Below are 20,976 nucleotides of genomic sequence, written 5' to 3' on the forward strand. Positions count from 1 at the left end.
GAAAATTATTCTCTAGAAAATGATATTATTAAGACTAGAAAACAGGGAGGAGAAAAAATATGATGGGAGTTATTGGCGTTATAATATCTCTTTTATTATTAATGTACCTTGCATATAGAGGTATAACAGTACTTGTATTAGCACCTATTTTAGCTTTATTTGCTACAATCATGAGTGAGGGAACAAGTGCTCATATAATGGCAACGTATACAGAAATATTTATGAAAAATTTTGCTGGATATTGTAAATCATATTTTCCTATATTCTTATTAGGTGCAATATTCGGTAAGCTTATGGATGATTCAGGAGCAGCAAAGTCTATTGCTCATGCAATTGCTACTAAGCTTGGAAAGGATAAAGCAATACTAGCAGTTGTATTATCCTGTGGTGTATTGACATATGGTGGAGTATCATTATTTGTTGTTGCATTTGCAGTATTTCCAATAGCAACTCAATTATTTAGAGAAGCAGATATACCAAAAAGGTTAATCCCAGGGGCTATAGCTTTAGGATCATTTACTTTTACAATGACAGCACTTCCAGGAACACCTCAGATACAAAATGCTATACCAATGCCATTCTTTGGAACAGATGCGTATGCAGCACCAATTTTGGGTATTGTAGCAGGTATACTTATGTGTGCTGGTGGAGTTACTTGGTTAATGTATAGAGCAAAAAAGGCAGCAGTAGCAGGAGAAGGATATGGAGATCATCCAGATGAGAATACAAATGATATAGACACTAGCAAACTTCCAAGCTTTGTTCTTGCAATTATACCTATAATTATAGTTTTAGTTCTTAATTATGTTTTAGGAAAAACGTATTATCCATCAACGGATACATCATATTTAAAAGATTATGGAACTGCGTTAGGAAAAGTAAAAGGTATTTGGAGTTTAATAATTTCATTAGTTGTAGCAATAGTATTTACTATAGTTACAAATAGAAATAGATTAAAAGATGCTAAAAAGTCAGTTAATCAAGGAGCTATCGGTTCACTTTTAGCAATCACAAACACATCTTCAGAGGTTGGATATGGAAATGTTATTCAATCATTGGCGGCATTTGCTATTATACAAAATGCAATTCTAGGAATATCAAGTAATCCATTAATATCAGAAGCAATATCAGTTAATGTTCTTGCTGGTGTAACAGGTTCAGCATCAGGTGGTATGAGTATAGCACTTGGAGCACTTGGGAAACAGTATTTAGCCATGGCACAAGCAAATGGAATAAATCCAGAAGTTCTTCATAGAATAGCAACATTAGCATGTGGTGGATTTGACTCATTGCCACATAATGGAGCAGTTATAACATTGCTTGGAATATGTGGAGCCACACATAAAGAATCTTATAAAGATATAGGTATGTGTTCTGTTATTATTCCTATTTGTACACTTGTCATAGTACTTATATTAGCAAACTTTGGAATAGTTTAAGAATACACAAACTAATAAAAATGTGATGTACTTTTATTATGGGAATAGGTTAAGAGTATTATGAAAGGCAATTTTCTTTCTTTTGTCAGAAAATTTTTAAATTAAACAAAACAAGGACTATAATGAAAAATTTATTTTTCATTATAGTCCTTGTTTTGTTATAAATATAGGATAAGTTCTGTGAAGGCTAGAACAATGGAATTATTGATCACTATAATATTAGAAGTTTATCTTATGTTTCAAAATAGCTATTAAGTAGAGATTTGATAGATTAGAACTTAGTACTAATCTATCAGACAAAATAAGAATTCAATGAATAGCATATAAACTTGAAAAATATCATATAATGTTTTGATGTAATAAAATATTATATGTGAAAGGAGAAGAATATATGTTAGGAGTTATTGGCGTCATTATATCACTTATTTTATTAATGTATCTTGCATACAGGGGCATAACAGTTCTTGTACTTGCACCTATATTGGCATTATTTGCAACAATTATGAGTGAAGGCGCTAACGCGCATATCATGGCAACGTATACAGAAATATTTATGAAAGCTTTTGCAGGATTTTGTAAATCATACTTCCCAGTTTTTTTATTAGGCGCAATATTTGGTAAGCTTATGGATGATTCGGGAGCAGCAAAATCTATTGCTCATGCAATTGCAAAAAAATTAGGAAAAAGCAAAGCTATTCCAGCAGTTGTATTATCTTGTGCAGTGTTAACTTATGGAGGCGTATCATTATTTGTTGTTGCTTTTGCAGTATTTCCAATAGCAACTCAATTATTTAGAGAAGCAGACATACCAAAACGATTAATTCCAGGCTCGATAGGATTAGGGGCGTTTAGTTTTACAATGACAGCACTTCCTGGAACACCTCAAATTCAAAATGCTATCCCAATGCCATTTTTTGGAACAGATGCATATGCAGCACCAGTTTTAGGTATTATAGCAGCTGTATTAATGTGTGTAGGCGGAATATTTTGGTTAACTTATAGAGCTAAAAAAGCATCAATAGCAGGAGAAGGATATGGAGATCACCCTGATGAAAATGTAAATACTATAGATGTTGATAAGCTTCCAAATGTGTGGCTTTCAATGGTACCTATAATCATAGTTTTAGTATTTAATTATGTTTTAGGAAAAGTATATTTTGCCGGAACGGATATGGCATATTTAAAAGATTACGGAACCGACTTAGGAAAAGTAAAAGGTATCTGGAGTTTAATTATTTCATTAGTTATTGCAATAATATTTACTATAGTTTCAAATAGAAATAGATTAAAAGAAACGAAAAAGACAGTTAATCAAGGTGCTATTGGTTCGCTTTTGGCAATTACAAATACATCTTCAGAAGTTGGATATGGAAATGTTATCCAATCATTAGCTGCATTTTTAATTATAAAGAATGCAATTTTAGGAATATCGAGCAGTCCATTGGTATCAGAAGCTATATCAGTTAACGTACTTGCTGGTATAACAGGCTCAGCATCAGGCGGTATGAGTATAGCATTAGGAGTACTTGGAAAACAATATTTAGAAATGGCACAAGCAAATGGAATAAATCCAGAAGTTCTTCATAGAATAGCTGCTTTAGCTTCAGGTGGACTAGACACATTACCACATAATGGAGCGGTTATAACATTACTTGGAATATGTGGATTAACTCATAAGGAATCCTATAAGGATATAGGGATGTGTTCTGTTATAATTCCACTTTGTACTCTTATAATAGTATTAATATTTGCAAGTTTAGGAGTTGTATAGTATTTTTATAAATAAGCGATAAAAAGAAAACGTTATCATAATAAAGATGTTATCTATAGAAAATATAGGTAACATCTTTTGTATTTTAGCTTAAATTATTGACTAAGACAAATATAAAAAATATATTTATTTAAACATGAGGTTTTATAAAGAAAATTAGTGTAAATTTATATATTTTACTTCAGTATATTAAATATAAAGAAACTGTATAAATATTAACAAATAATTAGATTGAATTTTCTGAAAAAACAAAGAGTGTATTATTGACAAAATAAATACAAATTGGTATACTAACATTAAATTAATTTAAAAAAATTTAAAAAATTATTTTTTAAATTGAATAAAGTAAAAATATATTAGATAAAAAGAGCATATAATGCGATTAATTTTCAGAATTAAATATAATTTTAAAATATTTAATCAATTTTACACGAGAAAGGAGGAAAGTAAAAGATTATATTTAGTGGAGAATATACCAAGAAAATAGGACAACCTGTTATATAACATAAAGAGAGTATTCCAAATAAAATGTGAAAGGGGAATGCAATATGATGGGAGTTATTGGTATTATTTTATCTCTCGTTTTATTAATGTATCTTGCATACAGAGGTATAACCGTTCTTATACTTGCACCTATTTTGGCATTATTTGCAACTTTTATGAATAGTGGAACAGATTCACATTTAATGGCAACCTACACTGAAATATTTATGAAAAATTTTGCAGGATATTGTAAATCATATTTTCCTATATTCTTATTAGGTGCCGTTTTTGGAAAGATAATGGATGATTCAGGAGCAGCAAAATCTATTGCCCATACAATTGCTACTAAGCTAGGAAAGGATAAAGCAATTCTAGCAGTTGTATTATCTTGTGGAGTATTAACTTATGGTGGAGTATCATTATTTGTTGTTGCATTTGCAGTGTTTCCTATAGCTACCCAACTATTTAGGGAAGCCAATATACCAAAGAGATTAATACCAGGATCTATAGCTTTAGGATCATTTACTTTTACAATGACAGCACTTCCAGGAACACCTCAGATACAAAACGCTATTCCAATGCCTTTCTTTGGAACAGATGCATATGCAGCCCCAATTTTAGGTATAGTTGGTGGTGTGTTGATGTGTGTTGGAGGAATAATTTGGTTAACATATAGAGCTAAAAAAGCAGCAACAGCAGGAGAAGGATATGGAGAGCATCCTGATGAAAATTCTAGTGGAGTAGATGTTAGTAATTTACCAAGTTTTTGGCTTGCAATAGTTCCTATAGTTATAGTTTTAGTGCTTAATTATATTTTAGGTAAATCATATTATTCAGGAATAGATGCATCATATTTAAAAGATTATGGAACTGAATTAGGAAAAGTAAAAGGTATTTGGAGTTTAATAATTTCATTAGTTGTAGCAATAGTATTTACTATAGTTACAAATAGAAGTAGATTAAAAGATGCTAGAAAATCAGTTAATCAAGGAGCTATCGGTTCACTTTTAGCAATTACAAACACATCTTCAGAAGTTGGATATGGAAATGTTATTCAATCATTGGCGGCATTTGCTATTATACAAAATGCAATTCTAGGAATATCAAGTAATCCATTAGTATCAGAAGCAATATCAGTTAACGTTCTTGCTGGTGTAACAGGTTCTGCATCAGGTGGTATGAGTATAGCACTTGGAGCACTCGGACAACAATACGTGCAGATGGCACAAGCAAAAGGAATAAATCCAGAAGTTCTTCATAGAATAGCAACTTTAGCATGTGGTGGACTAGACTCACTACCACATAATGGAGCAGTTATAACATTACTTGGAATATGCGGATTAACGCATAAGGAATCTTATGCAGATATAGGTATGTGTTCTGTTATTATTCCTATTTGTACACTTGTGATAGTGCTTATACTAGCAAGTTTTGGAGTGGTATAAGTAAATAGAGATTAGTATGAATATAATATATTAATTAGTAAATCGAAATTATCATCGTAAATATATTAATATGAAATTTAAATAACAAGATAAACCTAGAATAATTTAGTGTATTCTAGGTTTTGATTTTTTTATTTTAAAAAGTTAAGATATAATTATTTTAGGAGGTGTTAAATTTGAAGGGAGCACTAATTTATTTTTCAGGTACGGGTAATACTGAGTATGTTATTGAGAGGTTTAAAAAAGAATTTGAAAGCAGAGGAGTAGAATGTGATTTAGTAAATACTAGCATTCAAAAAACACTCCAAGAACAATATGATTTTTATGTTTTTGGCTCACCTATACATGCAGAAATGTTTCCAAAGTACTATATAGAATGGGTTAAAGACAATATTAAGAAAGGTACAAAAAAGCAGTGCATAATTTTTTCTACACAAGCATCTTCTAAGGGAACAGGTGTTGAGGAATTATATAATATTTTAAGAAAAAAAGAAATCGAAATTAAAATTAAAGATTTTATAGAAATGCCTAATAATTATTATATTGTAATGTTTAAAAAGACCCCAGAAGAAGAAATACAGAGATTGAAAAAAATTGCTGCAGAAAAGGTGAAAAGTTTAGTTGGAGATTTTTTAGCTGGAAATGATATGATGAGAGAGGTTTCTAAGGCAAGAGTTTTTTTAGGGAAGATTGCGTATAGCATGTTCTATAGGTATTCTTTGAAATGGGCTCTTAAGAATTTAAGTGTAGATGAAGAAACTTGTATAGAGTGTGAAAAATGCGTTAATGAGTGTCCAACTAATAATATAAATATGACTAATGGTAAAATTACTTTTAATTCAAAATGTATTTCTTGTCAGCACTGTATTCATAAGTGTCCAGTAAATGCATTTAGATACAAGGGAGAAATATTTGAGCAATATAAAATATAATTCAAATAAGTTTTTAAAAAACAACAAATGGAATGAGTTGACTATAATAAGGAGATAAATTTAAAACTAATTGCAATAAAAAAGTAAAAACAATTGATTTTTATTTGCCTATATGGTACAATATCTTAAAAGTTAATAAGGAAACCTTTAACTCTGTACGAGATACAGGGAAGGTGTAGCGAGCTTTTATACTTGCGCTAATGATACGAATATACTTTAAAATTATTTTAAGGTAATTTTAAAATAATTTATAGGATAAGTATGCCTTCTCTGACAGAGAAGGCATTTTTTTATACCTTTAAATATAGTCCAGTGAGACTAAAAAGGAGGAACATATTATGTTAAAAGGAAGAAATTTAATTGATCCAATGGATTTTTCTACAAAGGAATTAGACGAGATTTTTAATCTTGCAGAAAATATTATTGAAAACCCAGAAAAATATTCTAAAGTTTGTGATGGAAAACTTCTTGCAACGCTTTTCTTTGAACCTAGTACTAGAACAAGACTTAGTTTTGAAGCGGCAATGCTAAGATTAGGAGGAAGAGTATTAGGATTTTCAGATTCAAATTCTAGTTCAGCTACAAAAGGGGAAAGTTTAGCAGATACTATAACAGTAGTTAGTGGATACTCTGATATTATAGCAATGAGACATCCAAAAGAAGGTTCTGCTAGAGTAGCTTCTATGAATTCGAGTGTTCCTGTTATAAATGCAGGAGATGGAGGTCATCAACATCCAACTCAAACTCTTACAGATTTATTAACAATAAAGAGTAAAAAAAGAAGTTTTTCAAATCATATAATCGGTATTTGTGGAGACTTGAAGTTTGGCAGAACTGTCCATTCTCTAGTTAAAGCACTATCTAGATATCCTAATAATAAATTTATTTTAATATCTCCAGAAGAATTAAAACTCCCTGAATATATAAAAAAAGAAATTCTTATAAAAAATAATATAGAATTTTTAGAAGTAGATAGATTAGAAGATATAATTGACAAATTAGATATACTTTATATGACAAGAGTACAAAAGGAAAGATTTTTTAATGAAGAAGAATATCTAAGATTAAAAGATAGTTATGTTTTAAATGAAGAAAAAATGAAACTAGCAAAAGAAGATATGATTATCCTCCATCCACTTCCAAGGGTTAATGAAATATCAGTTGAAGTAGACAAAGATAAAAGAGCTTGTTACTTTCAGCAGACTAAATATGGTATGTATGTAAGAATGGCTTTAATAGCAAAGCTTTTGGGGGTGTGTGAATAATGTTAAATATAGATAGTATAAAAAATGGAATAGTTATAGATCACATTAAAGCAGGAGAAGGAATAAGTATTTTTAATTATTTAGGTTTATCTAAAGCAGAATTTCCTGTAGCTTTAATAATGAACACTAATAGTGGAAAATGTGGTAAGAAAGATATAATAAAAATTGAAAATCACATAGATATAGATTTTACAATATTAGGTCTAATAGATCCTAATATTACAATAAATGTTATACAAAATGAAACGATAAAAGAAAAGATTAATTTAAGTTTACCTGAAGAAGTAGAGAATGTGTTAGAATGTCAAAACCCTAGATGCATAACTTCTGTAGAAAAAGGTATTCCACAACAATTTTATCTTGCAGATGAAGAAAATGTAGAATACAGATGTAAATATTGTGATGAGGCTTGTGGAAAGGAAATTTTTAGATATTAAGTGTAAAAGTAAGGGGGCAAAATAATATGGGACTTCTAATTAAAAATGTTAGAATGATAGATTTTGGACAAGATTTTCATGGGGATATATATATATATAAAGGCAAAATCTTTGAAATAGGTAAGTATTTATCTAAAGATTGTGAAGTAATAGATGGAGAGGGAAAAGTGCTTATGCCAGCATTTGTAGATCTTCACGCACATTTTAGAGAACCTGGGTTTACGTACAAAGAGGATATTGAAACGGGAAGCAAAGCAGCAGTTAAAGGTGGGTATACTACAGTAAATTTAATGGCAAATACAAATCCTGTATGTTCAAGTATGGAAATTTTTGATTATGTAATGAAAAGAACAAATGAGGTGGGACTTGTAGATTCTCATCAAGTTGTATCTATAACACGAAATTTAGAAGGAGAAGATATAAGCCATTTAGACTCTCTAAGTAATGAAGTAAAATTTATTTCTGATGATGGAAAAGGAGTAGAGAATAATAAGGTTATGTTAGATGCCATGGTAAAGGCAAAAGAAAAAGACATAAGAATTATATCTCATGCAGAAAGTCCAGAAATGAGCAATGTAGATATGCGAATGGCTGAAAATATGATGACTTGGAGAGATATTTCTCTTGCCAAATTTACAGGATGTAGTCTGCATATGGCTCATGTAAGTACTAAAGAAGCTATGAGGGATATTATAAGAGCTAAAAAAGAAGGATATGACATAACATGTGAAGTTACACCTCATCATATAGCTTTGACAGATGAAGTTAAGTATAGAGTAAATCCTCCTATTAGAAATAAAAAAGATGTAAATTATTTAATAAAAGCAATAAAGGATGGATATATAGATGCTATAGCTACAGATCATGCACCACATAGCAAAGAAGACAAGAAGAATGGTTCACCAGGAATATCTGGAATAGAAACATCTTTTGCTGTGAGTTATACAAAACTTGTTAAAGAAGAGGGAATAAGTTTAAATAAATTATCTTGGCTAATGTCTAAAAGACCAGCAGAGATTATGAAACTAAAAAAAGGACAATTAACTGTAGGATATGATGCAGATTTAGTACTAATAGATTTAGATAAGGAATATGAAATAAATTCACAGGGTTTCGCATCAAAAGGTAAGAATACTCCCTTTGATGGTATGAAAGTCTTCGGAGAAATTTTAATTACATTAAAAGAGGGAAGAACGGTGTATAAGAAAGGGGAATAATAAAATGATAATAGATAAGTTATATGAAAGTGTAAGTAAGAAAGGAAATGTTTGTGTAGGATTGGACACGGATTATAATTACATTCCTAAGAGTTTTGCTAAACAATTTGAAAATATAGAAGATGCTATATTTAACTTTAATAAAGAGATAATAGATGCTACTAAAGAATATACAGCGTGCTACAAGGTACAAATAGCATATTACGAAGCTTATGGAATAAAAGGACTTATGGCATATGAAAAAACATTAAAGTATATAAAAAAAGTTGAATGTATATCAATTGCAGATGTAAAAAGAGGAGATATTTCTAAAACGGCAGAAATGTACGCAAAAGCTCATTTTGAAGGAGATTTTGAAGCAGATTTTATAACTATAAATCCATATATGGGCATGGATAGTATAGAACCATATATAGAATATGTAAAGAATAAAGAAAAAGGGTTATTCGTTCTTCTCAGAACATCAAATAAAGGCGCTAAAGATTTTGAGTATATAGACACTAAAGAAGATAAGAAGGTTTATGATGTTGTTGGTGAAAAATTAAAAAAATTAGGTGAGGAATGTTTAGGAACTTGTGGATATAGTTCGGTAGGTGCAGTAGTGGGATGTACTTCAGCAGAAGATGGATTAATGATAAGAGAAAAATATGACAATACATTCTTCTTAATACCTGGATTTGGAGCTCAAGGTGGAGGAGCAGAGGAAGCAGGAGTTTATTTAAAAAATGGTAACGGTGGAGTTGTAAATTCTTCAAGAGGGATTCTTCTAGCATATAAAAAATACGAAAATGGAGAAGAAAATTTTGCTGAGTGTGCAAAAAAAGAAGTTATAAAAATGAGAGAAGTACTTTCCAAGTAACTAGATAAAATTACTAAAAACTTTGATTAAAATAGAAAGGGTGAAGTCTTTAAATGATATGTTCGCAAGAATTAGTTATAGAGAATAGAGAAATATCTACAGGGGTATTTAAACTTAAAGTAAAGGGGAAATTTGAAGCAAAGCCGGGGCAGTTTTATATGCTGAAGTGTTGGGAAGATGGACCTTTCTTACCTAGACCAATTAGTGTACATGATGTAGATAAGGACAGCATAACTTTCTTATATAGTATTGTTGGGAAAGGAACAAAGCTTTTTAGTAAGTTGAATATAAATGATAAAGTTCAAGTAATGGGGCCACTTGGAAATGGATTTGATTTAGATAAGATAAAAGGCAAAGTTGCCATAGTTTCAGGGGGAATAGGGATTGCACCACTAAAGTACCTTGCAAGAGAGATAAAAGATTCAAAAATAGATTTATACTGTGGATTTAGAAGAGATACCTATTCAATAAAAGAATTTCAGGAGCATGTAGAAGATATAAAATTGGCAACAGAAGATGGAAGTTTAGGACATAAAGGATATGTAACAGATTTACTAAATCCAGGGCAATATAATGTAGTAGTATGTTGTGGACCAGAAATAATGATGGAAAAAGTTACTCGCATGTGTTTGGAAAAAGATGTTCAAGTTTTTGTATCTATGGAAAACAGAATGGCTTGTGGTATAGGAGCTTGTTTAGTATGTACTTGTAAGACTAAAGAAGGAAACAAAAGGACATGTAAAGATGGACCAGTTTTTGATGGAAAGGATTTGGTTTTAGATGCTTAAGGTAAATATATGTGGTGTAGAATTTAAGAATCCTGTAATTGCAGCCTCTGGAACGTTTGGGTTTGGGCAAGAGTATTCACAGATATATGATGTATCAAAACTAGGAGGAATTTCCACTAAAGGATTAACTATAAATAAAAAAGAAGGAAATGATGGAATTAGAATACACGAAACTAGTAGTGGAATTATGAATAGTGTAGGACTTCAAAATCCAGGAGTAGACGATTTTATAAAATATGAATTGCCCAAAATGACTAAATTAGATACAGTTATACTTGGGAATCTAGGTGGAGGAACTACAGAGGATTATCTAAAAGGTATAGAAAAGTTAAATGATACAGAGGTAGACATTATTGAACTAAATATATCTTGTCCAAATGTTAAAGAAGGTGGAATGGCATTTGGAATAAAATCTAAAGTAGCTTATGATGTAGTTTCAGAAGCTAGAAAGGTGTGTAAAAAGCCTTTGATGGTTAAGTTATCACCTAATGCTGAGGATATAGTGGGTATGGCTTATAAGTGCTGCGAAGCTGGTGCAGATTCTATATCTTTGGTAAATACGTTTAAAGCTATGGCAATAGACATTAATAAGAGAAAACCTGTGTTTAATAATGTAACTGCTGGACTTTCAGGACCAGCTATAAAACCAATAGCTTTAAGGATGGTTTATGAAGTGTGCAAAAATGTTAATGTTCCAGTAGTGGGAATGGGCGGAATTTGTAACGCAGAAGATGCTCTTGAGTTTATTATGGTAGGGGCTCATGCAATTCAAATAGGAAGCGCTAATTTTGTGAAGCCAGATATATGTTTAGATATAATAAGTGGTATTGAAGGGTATATGAAAAAAGAAGGAATTAAAGATTTAAGTGATATAAGAGGAATTATTAAATAGGCTATGTAATAAGAGAAAAACATTAATAATCATTAATTTTTACAAGAATAGAGAAGTGCAGTTAATAAATTTTAGATTATAAGCTAATAAAACTAAGAGTAAGTATATAACTATTTAAAAATTAGGAGGAATAGGACATGGAAAACAATATAAATGTAATAGAAATATTAAAGGAAGTTGAAGCTTTACTTGAGGGGCATTTCTTACTATCTTCTGGAAGACACAGTAATAGATATGTTCAATGTGCAAAGCTTTTACAATATCCAGATAAAGCAGAAAAGGTATTAAGTATAGTTTATGATAAAGTTAAAAATATAGATTTTGATATAGTTTTAGGGCCAGCTATGGGGGGGATAGTTGTAGCTTATGAGCTTGGACGTCAATTAGGAAAACCAGCTATATTTACAGAAAGAGTAGATGGGAAAATGACATTAAGAAGAGGATTTGAAATTAAACCTGGACAAAAAGTACTTATAACAGAAGATGTTGTAACTACAGGTAAATCTTCTTTAGAAACTGCAGAAGTAATAAAAGAGCTTGGAGGAGAAGTTGTTGGACTTTGCTGTATAGTTGATAGAAAGAGTAGCAATATAGAATATCCAATATATAGTGCTATAGAGCTTGAAATCGAGAGTTTTGATAAGGAAGAGTGTCCTCTTTGTAAGCAAGGAATTCCATATGTAAAACCAGGAAGTAGAAAGATAAAATAAATAAAAAATTGTTTATGAAGACCAACGAGTTATGTTTTTAGATTCAAATTTAATAGGTATTATTTAAAATCGCTTGTGAAAATTACAAGCGATTTTTTGAGTTTAACTGTTTAAAATTCAAATGATGTCTGCCCTGCTCGTAAGAAAGAAAAAGAGTACATAAAGCGGTAAGAACTTCGATAAAGAAAATGAATATAGAATTGATATAGTTTGTATTTTATATTTTTAAATATAACCTTCAGATAAAATTTTTTCTACATCTGAAGGTTACATATAGGTATCTAAGCCTTTATTGGAGTTTTTTCTCAAGAGATTTACATAAAACCTTGTCCATAGGTTTTATATGTTTTAATTTATAATCTTTCTTTAAAATCTGATATTTTTCTACACCTAAAGTGTGGTAAGGAAGTAATTCTATTTTTTCTATATTTTTTATTGTTTTTATAAAGTTTTTTAATTCTTTTATATGAGAATCAGAGTCTGTTATTCCAGGAACTACAACATGTCTTATCCAAACTTTAGTATTAGAGAAATTAATAGCTTCTATAAATTCTTTAAGTTTGTCTATAGTTACTCCTGTAATGGTTTTAAAATCTTCATTATTTACATGTTTTATATCTAATAATACTAAGTCTGTATATTTGAGTATCTCGTCATAATTTCCTATTCCGTATCCAGAAGTATCTATGGCTGTATGGATATTATTTTCTTTACACAGCTTTAACATTTCAAGTAGAAATTCAGGCTGCATCAAAGGCTCACCTCCTGAAAAAGTGACACCCCCATTATTTCTAAAGTAAGGCTTAAATTTTATTATTTTGTTTATTAAGTCCTTACTAGAAATCTCAGTTCCACTATTGAAATCCCAAGTGTCAGGGTTATGACAAAATAAACATCTAAGGGGGCAACCTTGCATAAAAACTACATTTCTAATACCAGGTCCATCTACAAGCCCCATACTTTCAAAAGAATGAATTCTACCATTTATCATTTTTACCACCTGCCCTTAAGTTCAATATTTAATAATTAAATTTTAAAAGAAGTTTTAGTATAAGCTAATAATAAAGCAAGCTACTACGCTTGCTTTATTATATTAATTATTACATTGTCTCATGGAAAGTTCTTTTTATGACTTCCATTTGTTGAGCTTTAGTAAGTCTATTGAAATGAACGGCATATCCTGAAACTCTTATAGTTAAAGTAGGGTATTTTTCAGGATTTTCCATAGCAGCAACTAAAGTTTCGCGGTTTAACACATTAACATTTAAGTGGAATCCTCCTTGACTAAAGTAACCGTCAAGTATACCTACTAAATTATCTATTTGCATATCTTCATCTTTACCAAGAGCATTTGGAACTATAGAGAATGTATTAGATACTCCATCTTGACACCATTCTCTATAAGGAATTTTAGCAACTGAATTAAGAGATGCTAAAGCTCCGTTTATATCTCTTCCATGCATTGGATTAGCACCAGGGGCTAAAGCTTCACCTTTTTTTCTACCATCAGGTGTAGTGCCTGTCTTTTTACCATAAACAACATTAGAAGTTATAGTTAATGCAGATAATGTATGTTCAGCATTTCTATAAGCAGGGTGTTTTTTTAGTTCTGATGAGAATTTTTTAACTACTTCTATAGCTATATCATCAACTCTATCATCGTCATTACCGAATTTAGGATAGTCACCTTCTACTTTAAAATCTATAGCTAACCCATTTTTATCTCTAATAGGTTTAACTTTAGCATATTTTATTGCACTCAATGAATCTGCAACGCAGGAAAGACCAGCTATTCCAAAAGCCATAAATCTATGAACTTGAGTGTCATGAAGACACATTTGAGCTGATTCGTAAGCATATTTATCATGCATATAATGAATGGTATTCATTGTATTAACATAAAGTTCTGCAACGTATTCTAAAACTCTCCAATAATTTTCTTTTATTTTTTCATAATCTAATATTTCATCATTTATTAATTTAATTCCAGGTACTACATTAATCAAATCTCCATTGTCCTCTTTTTGCATTTCATCAATACCACCGTTTATGGCATATAATAAAGATTTAGCAAGATTTGAACGAGCACCAAAAAATTGCATTTGTTTTCCAACTGCCATTGCAGAAACACAGCAGGAAATTCCATAGTCATCTCCATATATAGGTCTCATAAGATCGTCATTTTCATATTGAATAGAATCAGTTTTTATAGACATTTCAGCACAATACTTTTTGAAGCTTTCTGGTAGCTTTTCTGACCACAATACAGTCATATTAGGTTCAGGAGCAGGACCTAAGTTTGTTAAAGTATGAAGAAGTCTAAAAGAAGTTTTTGTAACTAGTGGTTTCCCGTTTATACCTACACCACCAATTGATTCGGTTATCCAGTTAGGATCTCCCGCAAATAATTCATTATATTCAGGAGTTCTAAGATGTCTTATAGATCTTAATTTGATTACGAATTGGTCTATTATTTCTTGAGCTTCATCCTCATTTATTAATCCATTACGTAAATCTCTTTCTATATATATATCTATAAATGTTGATACTCTACCTAAAGACATTGCAGCACCATTATTTTCTCTAACACCTGCTAAATACCCTAAATAAAGAAATTGTACAGCGTCTCTAGAATTTTTTGCAGGTTTTGAAATATCTATTCCATAACTTTCTGCTAGATTTTTTGTTTTTTTCATTGCCGTTATTTGCTCAGAAACTTCTTCACGTAATCTTATAGTTTCTTCTAAACCAAGACTTTTTATGTTTTTAAAATCTTTTTCCTTTTCTTTTATAAGAAAATCCATACCATATAAAGGAATTCTTCTATAGTCACCAATAATTCTTCCACGTCCATAAGCATCAGGAAGTCCAGTTAAAAGACCCACGTGTCTTGCAGTTTTAGTTTCTTTAGTATAAGCATCAAAAACACCTTCATTATGAGTTTTTCTAAATTCGCTGAAAGTTTCTTTAAGACCATCTTTTAGTTTATATCCGTATTCTCTTAGAGATTGCTGAACCATTCTCATTCCGCCATAAGGATTAGCTAGTCTTTTAAAAGGAGCATCGCTTTGAAATCCAAAAATAATTTCATTATCTTTATCTAGATAAGCTGCATCAAAGTTATCTATACTTGAAAATTTTTCAGTTTCGATGTCAAGCACACCTTTTGTTAATTCTTCTACTATAAGATTATATGTCTTATCCCAAATAGTTTTAGTTTTTATAGTAGGTTTTTTAAGGAAATCATTATTACCTTCATATAAAGTATAGTTTTTTTGTATAAAGTTTCTTACGTCTATAGATTTAGTCCAATTACCTTCAATAAAATCAGTCCATTCTTTAAACATATATACGCCTCCTAAATATATAAATTGTTAAAAAAATATCAATATTATAGTATAAAATAAATTTTTAAATTCTAATCTAAAAGTATATATATAGATTATACGACAAAAATACAAAAAAGTTAATATTTTTTATAAAAAAATATTTATTGAACGATTATATACGAATATATACATTTAATTTGAATGTAATGTTCGTATTAATAAAAAATATGATAAAATGTATATAATTTACACATTGTTAAAAAAATAACTAATTATATATTGACAATCTCTTGTTATTATGTTACTATCTTATAGATAAGTTTTAGAAATGATTATCCAGAATGATAGTGTTAGTATTATTAACATTACACATTTGGTAAATAATTTAATAAATAACCTTTAACATAGTCCGAGAGGCTAAAAAGGTGATGATACAGTTATAATGTAGTAACTATTGATTTGTATTACACTTCTGCCTTCAGCAGAAGTTTTTTATTTATACACATTTTGTTTTGAATGAATGTTTATTTAAAAATAATTTTTTAAAACATAGTTAAAAATTAAATAAGAATTTATACCTTTAATTTAGTCCAGAGAGATTAAAAAGGTGTTGGAATTTATCTTTTATTAAGGATAAAAATGTATCCTTGATGAAAATTCAACCTTCTACTCTCTAGTAGAAGGTTTTTATTTTATGTAATATTGACATGAAAAGTTTAAAATGATAATCTTGTATAAATATAATATATTTATGAATAAATATTAATAAATAAAAATAGAATAAATATGCGATTGTTCAAAGTTATAATATGAAATTTAGTGATCTACTGAAAGTATTTGTGAATAAATTTACATAGATATATTAAATTTAAAGATGAATTTAAATTTATAATTATGAGGAGGAAAACGTAGTGAAGGGAATATTATATTTAGAAAATGGAGTAACTTTTTATGGGAAATGTTTTGGAGCAAAAGGTACAGCAGTAGGTGAATTAGTTTTTAATACTTCCATGACAGGTTATCAAGAAATATTAACTGATCCATCCTATGCTGGACAAGTTATAAATATGACTTATCCCCTCATAGGAAATTATGGAGTAAATAAGTATGAAAATGAATCAGAAAAAATATATGCTAAAGGGTTTATAGTTAAGGATATTTGTGAAGAGCCATCCAATTATATGAGTGAGGAAAGTTTAAGTGACATGCTTGAAAGAATGAATACTGTAGCTATATGTGAGGTTGATACAAGAAGTATAACTAAAATAATAAGAGATCATGGAGCAATGAAGTGTGTTATAACTAGTGAAAACTTAACAAAAGAGGAATTGGATAAGTGTATAAAGCAGTATAAAAATGAAAAAAAATTTGTTGAAGAAGTAAGTACTAAGGAAATTATAAATATACCTGGGAAAGGCAAAAAAGTAGTATTAATGGACTTTGGTGCAAAACAAAATATAATAGAAAACTTAAAACTAAGAGATTGCGATATAACAGTTGTTCCTTACAATACTAGTTTCGAAGAAATAATGAGTATTAATCCTGATGGAGTTATGCTTAGCAATGGCCCTGGAGATCCAAAAGATGTACCTGAAGTCGTGGAGAATGTAAAAAAAATAGTAAAGGAAAAACCTACTTTTGGAATATGTTTAGGTCATCAGATCCTAGCGCTAGCTTTTGGAGGAGATACTTACAAAATGAAATTTGGACATCGTGGTGGAAATCATGGAGTGTATGATATAGAAAAGGATAAAGCATATATAACATCTCAAAATCATGGTTATGCCGTTGACAAAGAAAGTATAAAAGATAAGGACGTAATAATTACTCATATAAATCTGAATGATAATACAGTTGAAGGTATAAAGCATAAGAGTTTACCAGTTTATTCAGTACAATTTCATCCAGAAGGAGCACCTGGACCTGAGGATTCTTCTTATTTGTTTGATAAATTTATAGACATAATGAATTTTAACAAGGTAGAAAGAAAAGCAATATAACAAAACAATAGGAGGTAGTTAATATGGCATTAGATAAAACTTTAAAAAAGGTTATGATTTTAGGATCAGGTCCTATAATAATTGGGCAAGCAGCTGAATTTGATTATTCAGGTACGCAAGCTTGTAAGTCAATAAAAGAAGAAGGAATAGAAACTATATTAGTGAACAGTAATCCAGCGACTATAATGACAGATATGAATATAGCAGATAAAGTTTATATTGAACCATTAAAAACCGATGTAATAGAGCGTATAATAGAAAAAGAAAGACCTGATGGTATACTAGCAGGATTTGGAGGTCAAACAGCTTTAAATATAGCTATGGAATTACAAGAAAAAGGTGTGTTAGAAAAATACAAAGTTAAACTTTTGGGAATAAATAGTGAGGCTATAAAAAAAGCGGAAGATAGAGAAGAGTTTAAGGACTTAATGATTGAAATAAATGAACCTATTCCTAAAAGCACAATTGCGGTAAATATAGATCAATGTATTAAATTTGTAGAAGAAAATGGGCTTCCTATTATAATAAGACCTGCATATACACTAGGGGGAACTGGTGGCGGAATAGCAGAAACTATGGAGGAATACTTAGAAATATGTGACAGAGGGCTTAAGATGAGTCCTATAACGCAAATACTACTTGAACAAAGCGTAGCCGGGTGGAAAGAACTTGAATATGAAGTTATAAGAGATAAGAAAGACAATTGTATTATAGTATGTAATATGGAAAACATAGATCCAGTAGGGGTTCATACAGGAGATAGTATTGTAGTTGCTCCATCGCAAACTCTAAGGGATAGTGAATATCATATGCTTAGACGTTCTGCTCTTAAAATAATAAGAAATTTAAAAATAGAAGGTGGATGTAATATACAATTTGCATTAGATCCAAACAGTAGTAAATATATAGTTATAGAGGTAAATCCAAGAGTTAGTCGTTCAAGTGCTTTAGCATCAAAAGCAGCAGGGTATCCAATAGCAAAAATAGCTTCTAAAATAGCTATAGGGTACAGTTTAGATGAGCTTAAAAATTATGTTACAAAAAACTCAAGTGCTTGCTTTGAACCTGCATTAGATTATGTCGTAGTCAAAATGCCAAAGTGGCCTTTTGACAAATTTAATACAGCAGAAAGACATTTAGGAACTCAAATGAAAGCAACTGGAGAAGTAATGGCTATAGATAGAAATTTTGAGAGTGCTTTCTTAAAAGCTTTAACTTGTCTAGAAAGTAAGCTTGTAGGAATTAGATTAGAAAATGGTCAAGATTTATCTAATGAGAGATTAGAAGAAAAAATAAATAAACAAGATGATGAGAGAATTTTTGCTATAGCAGAGGCTTTAAGAAGAGGTTATGAGATTGATTATATATATGATATTACTAAAATAGATAAATGGTTTTTGAATAAAATAAATAATATAGTTAATGTAGAAAAAAAATTAGAACAAAAAGTAGTAGATGATGAACTTATTTGTAAGGCTAGTACTATGGGATTTACGGATGTACAAATAAGTAAACTTTCTAATATAGATATTGAAAGAATAGAAAGAGTTAAAAAATTAAAAGATATATATCCAGTATATAAGATGGTTGATACTTGTAGTGGGGAATTTGAAGCTAAAACTCCTTATTACTATTCATGTTACGAAAATGAAGAAGAAAATTTTGTTTCAAATAGAGAAAAAATTATGGTTATAGGTTCAGGTCCAATAAGAATAGGGCAAGGTATAGAATTTGATTATTGTTGTGTTCATGGAGCATGGGCAATTAAAAATGCAGGATATGAATCAATTATGGTAAATAATAATCCAGAAACAGTAAGTACAGATTTTGATACTTCTGATAAACTATATTTTGAATCTCTGTATATAGATGATGTAATGAATGTTGTTAGAAAAGAAAAGCCAAAAGGTGTTATACTTCAGTTTGGAGGACAAACATCAATTAATTTAGCAGAAAAGCTTAATGAAAGAGGAGTAAATATACTAGGAACGAGCTTTAAATCAATAGATTTAGCTGAAGATAGAGATAAATTTAGAAAGTTATTAGAAGAACTGAATGTAAAAACTCCAACTGGATATGCGGTTACAAATATAAATGAAGCATATGAGGTAGTAGAAAAACTGGGATATCCTGTAATAGTAAGACCTTCTTATGTAATAGGAGGAAGAGCAATGCAGGTAGTTTATGATAAAATTTCATTAGAAAAATATATGATTGAAGCAGTTAGTTTAGGTAATGAGCATACAATATTGATTGATAAATATGTAAAAGGAACAGAAATAGAAGTAGATGCTATATCTGATGGGGAAGATATTGTAATACCTGGAATAATGGAGCACGTAGAGAGAACGGGAGTACATTCAGGAGACAGTATAACGGTGTACCCACCTATGACATTGTCAAAAGATACAGTAGATAAATTAGTTAAAAATACTGAGAAAATTGCTAGAGCATTAAAAATAATTGGATTAGTAAATATTCAATATGTATATGATGGAAAAGAAGTTTATGTAATAGAGGTAAATCCAAGAGCTTCAAGAACTGTGCCTATATTAAGTAAAGTTACTGGCGTACCTATGGTTAATATAGCAGTTCAAACAATGCTTGGCATGAAATTAAGAGATTCAAACTGGGGAACAGGACTTTTAAAAGAAGGAAAAATTAAAGCTGTTAAAGTTCCTGTATTTTCCAATGAAAAGTTAGCAGATGTAGACACATATTTAGGACCAGAAATGAAGTCTACAGGGGAAGTATTAGGTGTAGATTATGATTTAGATAAAGCTATATACAAAGGATTTGTTGCTTCTGGAATAGAAATATGTACGGAAGGCTCACTATATGTCTCTCTTAAAGATGTAGATAAAGAAGAAGGTATAGATATTGTAAAAGAATATTATAAATTAGGATTTAAAATTTATACCTCTGAGGGAACAGGAGAAGAACTTAAAAAATACAATATTGATTGTGAAATAGTAGGTGTTAACAAATTATTTGATTTAATATCAAAGGAAAAGATCAATCTTATAATAAATACACCAACAAAAGGGAATAATATAATTACTGAAGGCTTTAAAGTAAGAAGAAAGGCAGCAGAATATAGGATACCATTATTTACATGCATTGATACAGCAAAAATATTTTTAAAAGTAATTAATATTAAAAATAGTAATGTTGAAATACAATATAGAGAGTTAAAAGAATATTTTTAATGCAGGATATAATTAATCTTCTCAGCGGCTTTCTAAGCATAAATTTCTGATTGTGATTTGTGAAATATCATAAATAAGAAAAGTATAAGAAAAAAGACTTGTATATTTTGAATTATCAGGTCTTTTTTTGTATAATGATATAAATAGGGAATAATATAATTAGAAGAATATTAAATATGTTTATTATACATAAATCTATA

Annotated in this window: 15 protein-coding genes; 13 read left to right on the plus strand and 2 right to left on the minus strand. The window is 29.8% G+C overall.

Going from position 1 to position 20,976, the window contains the following annotated elements; genetic code table 11:
- The first annotated feature begins 59 nt into the window (after positions 1 to 59).
- The 11 genes from OW729_RS00400 to pyrE all read left to right on the plus strand — a co-directional run bounded on the left by OW729_RS00400 (position 60) and on the right by pyrE (position 12,238).
- Positions 60 to 1,439, plus strand: coding sequence for a GntP family permease (locus tag OW729_RS00400; protein ID WP_268059415.1), 1,380 nt, complete (start codon positions 60 to 62; stop codon positions 1,437 to 1,439).
- A 391-nt stretch (positions 1,440 to 1,830) separates the two neighbouring features.
- The gene (locus OW729_RS00405) at positions 1,831 to 3,210 is read left to right on the plus strand and encodes a GntP family permease (RefSeq protein ID WP_268059416.1); all 1,380 of its coding nucleotides are present in this window, start codon (positions 1,831 to 1,833) and stop codon (positions 3,208 to 3,210) included.
- A gap of 548 nt (positions 3,211 to 3,758) precedes the next feature.
- Positions 3,759 to 5,138 carry a GntP family permease gene (locus tag OW729_RS00410; RefSeq protein ID WP_268059417.1) on the plus strand — a complete coding sequence of 460 codons (1,380 nt, stop codon included), beginning with the start codon at positions 3,759 to 3,761 and terminating at the stop codon, positions 5,136 to 5,138.
- 167 nt (positions 5,139 to 5,305) lie between these two features.
- Positions 5,306 to 6,070 (plus strand): EFR1 family ferrodoxin, encoded by a 765-nt coding sequence (locus tag OW729_RS00415; RefSeq protein WP_268059418.1) that lies wholly within the window; start codon positions 5,306 to 5,308, stop codon positions 6,068 to 6,070.
- Between the two features lie 338 nt (positions 6,071 to 6,408).
- Positions 6,409 to 7,335 (plus strand): aspartate carbamoyltransferase, encoded by a 927-nt coding sequence (gene pyrB / locus OW729_RS00420; RefSeq protein ID WP_268059419.1) that lies wholly within the window; start codon positions 6,409 to 6,411, stop codon positions 7,333 to 7,335.
- On the plus strand, positions 7,335 to 7,772 hold the full coding sequence (locus tag OW729_RS00425) for an aspartate carbamoyltransferase regulatory subunit (protein WP_268059420.1): 438 nt from the start codon (positions 7,335 to 7,337) through the stop codon (positions 7,770 to 7,772). Before pyrB ends, OW729_RS00425 begins: the two co-directional genes overlap by 1 nt.
- Before the next feature lie 26 nt (positions 7,773 to 7,798).
- A complete protein-coding gene (locus tag OW729_RS00430; protein ID WP_268059421.1) occupies positions 7,799 to 8,989 on the plus strand; it encodes a dihydroorotase in 1,191 nt (396 codons plus the stop codon).
- 4 nt (positions 8,990 to 8,993) lie between these two features.
- Positions 8,994 to 9,848 carry an orotidine-5'-phosphate decarboxylase gene (pyrF, locus tag OW729_RS00435; protein ID WP_268059422.1) on the plus strand — a complete coding sequence of 285 codons (855 nt, stop codon included), beginning with the start codon at positions 8,994 to 8,996 and terminating at the stop codon, positions 9,846 to 9,848.
- A 53-nt stretch (positions 9,849 to 9,901) separates the two neighbouring features.
- Positions 9,902 to 10,636 carry a dihydroorotate dehydrogenase electron transfer subunit gene (locus tag OW729_RS00440; protein ID WP_268059423.1) on the plus strand — a complete coding sequence of 245 codons (735 nt, stop codon included), beginning with the start codon at positions 9,902 to 9,904 and terminating at the stop codon, positions 10,634 to 10,636.
- The gene (locus OW729_RS00445) at positions 10,629 to 11,528 is read left to right on the plus strand and encodes a dihydroorotate dehydrogenase (RefSeq protein WP_268059424.1); all 900 of its coding nucleotides are present in this window, start codon (positions 10,629 to 10,631) and stop codon (positions 11,526 to 11,528) included. Before OW729_RS00440 ends, OW729_RS00445 begins: the two co-directional genes overlap by 8 nt.
- Before the next feature lie 137 nt (positions 11,529 to 11,665).
- Entirely contained in the window at positions 11,666 to 12,238 is a 573-nt protein-coding gene (gene pyrE / locus OW729_RS00450) for an orotate phosphoribosyltransferase (protein ID WP_268059425.1), read from the plus strand.
- Positions 12,239 to 12,527: 289 nt separating this feature from the next.
- Here the strand turns inward: pyrE and pflA are convergent, their stop codons facing one another.
- Both pflA and pflB read right to left on the minus strand, forming a co-directional pair.
- On the minus strand, positions 12,528 to 13,229 hold the full coding sequence (gene pflA / locus OW729_RS00455; RefSeq protein ID WP_268059426.1) for a pyruvate formate-lyase-activating protein: 702 nt from the start codon (positions 13,227 to 13,229) through the stop codon (positions 12,528 to 12,530).
- Positions 13,230 to 13,338: 109 nt separating this feature from the next.
- A complete protein-coding gene (gene pflB / locus OW729_RS00460; RefSeq protein WP_268059427.1) occupies positions 13,339 to 15,585 on the minus strand; it encodes a formate C-acetyltransferase in 2,247 nt (748 codons plus the stop codon).
- An 893-nt stretch (positions 15,586 to 16,478) separates the two neighbouring features.
- On the opposite strand from pflB, the gene carA reads away from it, so the two are divergent.
- Together carA and carB are read left to right on the plus strand one after the other, a co-directional pair.
- Positions 16,479 to 17,567: a glutamine-hydrolyzing carbamoyl-phosphate synthase small subunit gene (gene carA / locus OW729_RS00465; protein WP_268059428.1), complete on the plus strand. Its 1,089-nt coding sequence runs from the start codon at positions 16,479 to 16,481 to the stop codon at positions 17,565 to 17,567.
- A 23-nt stretch (positions 17,568 to 17,590) separates the two neighbouring features.
- The gene (gene carB, locus OW729_RS00470; protein ID WP_268059429.1) at positions 17,591 to 20,776 is read left to right on the plus strand and encodes a carbamoyl-phosphate synthase (glutamine-hydrolyzing) large subunit; all 3,186 of its coding nucleotides are present in this window, start codon (positions 17,591 to 17,593) and stop codon (positions 20,774 to 20,776) included.
- The last annotated feature ends 200 nt before the right edge of the window (positions 20,777 to 20,976 follow it).

This window comes from Clostridium brassicae (assembly GCF_026738875.1).
Lineage (GTDB): Bacteria > Bacillota > Clostridia > Clostridiales > Clostridiaceae > Clostridium_H > Clostridium_H brassicae.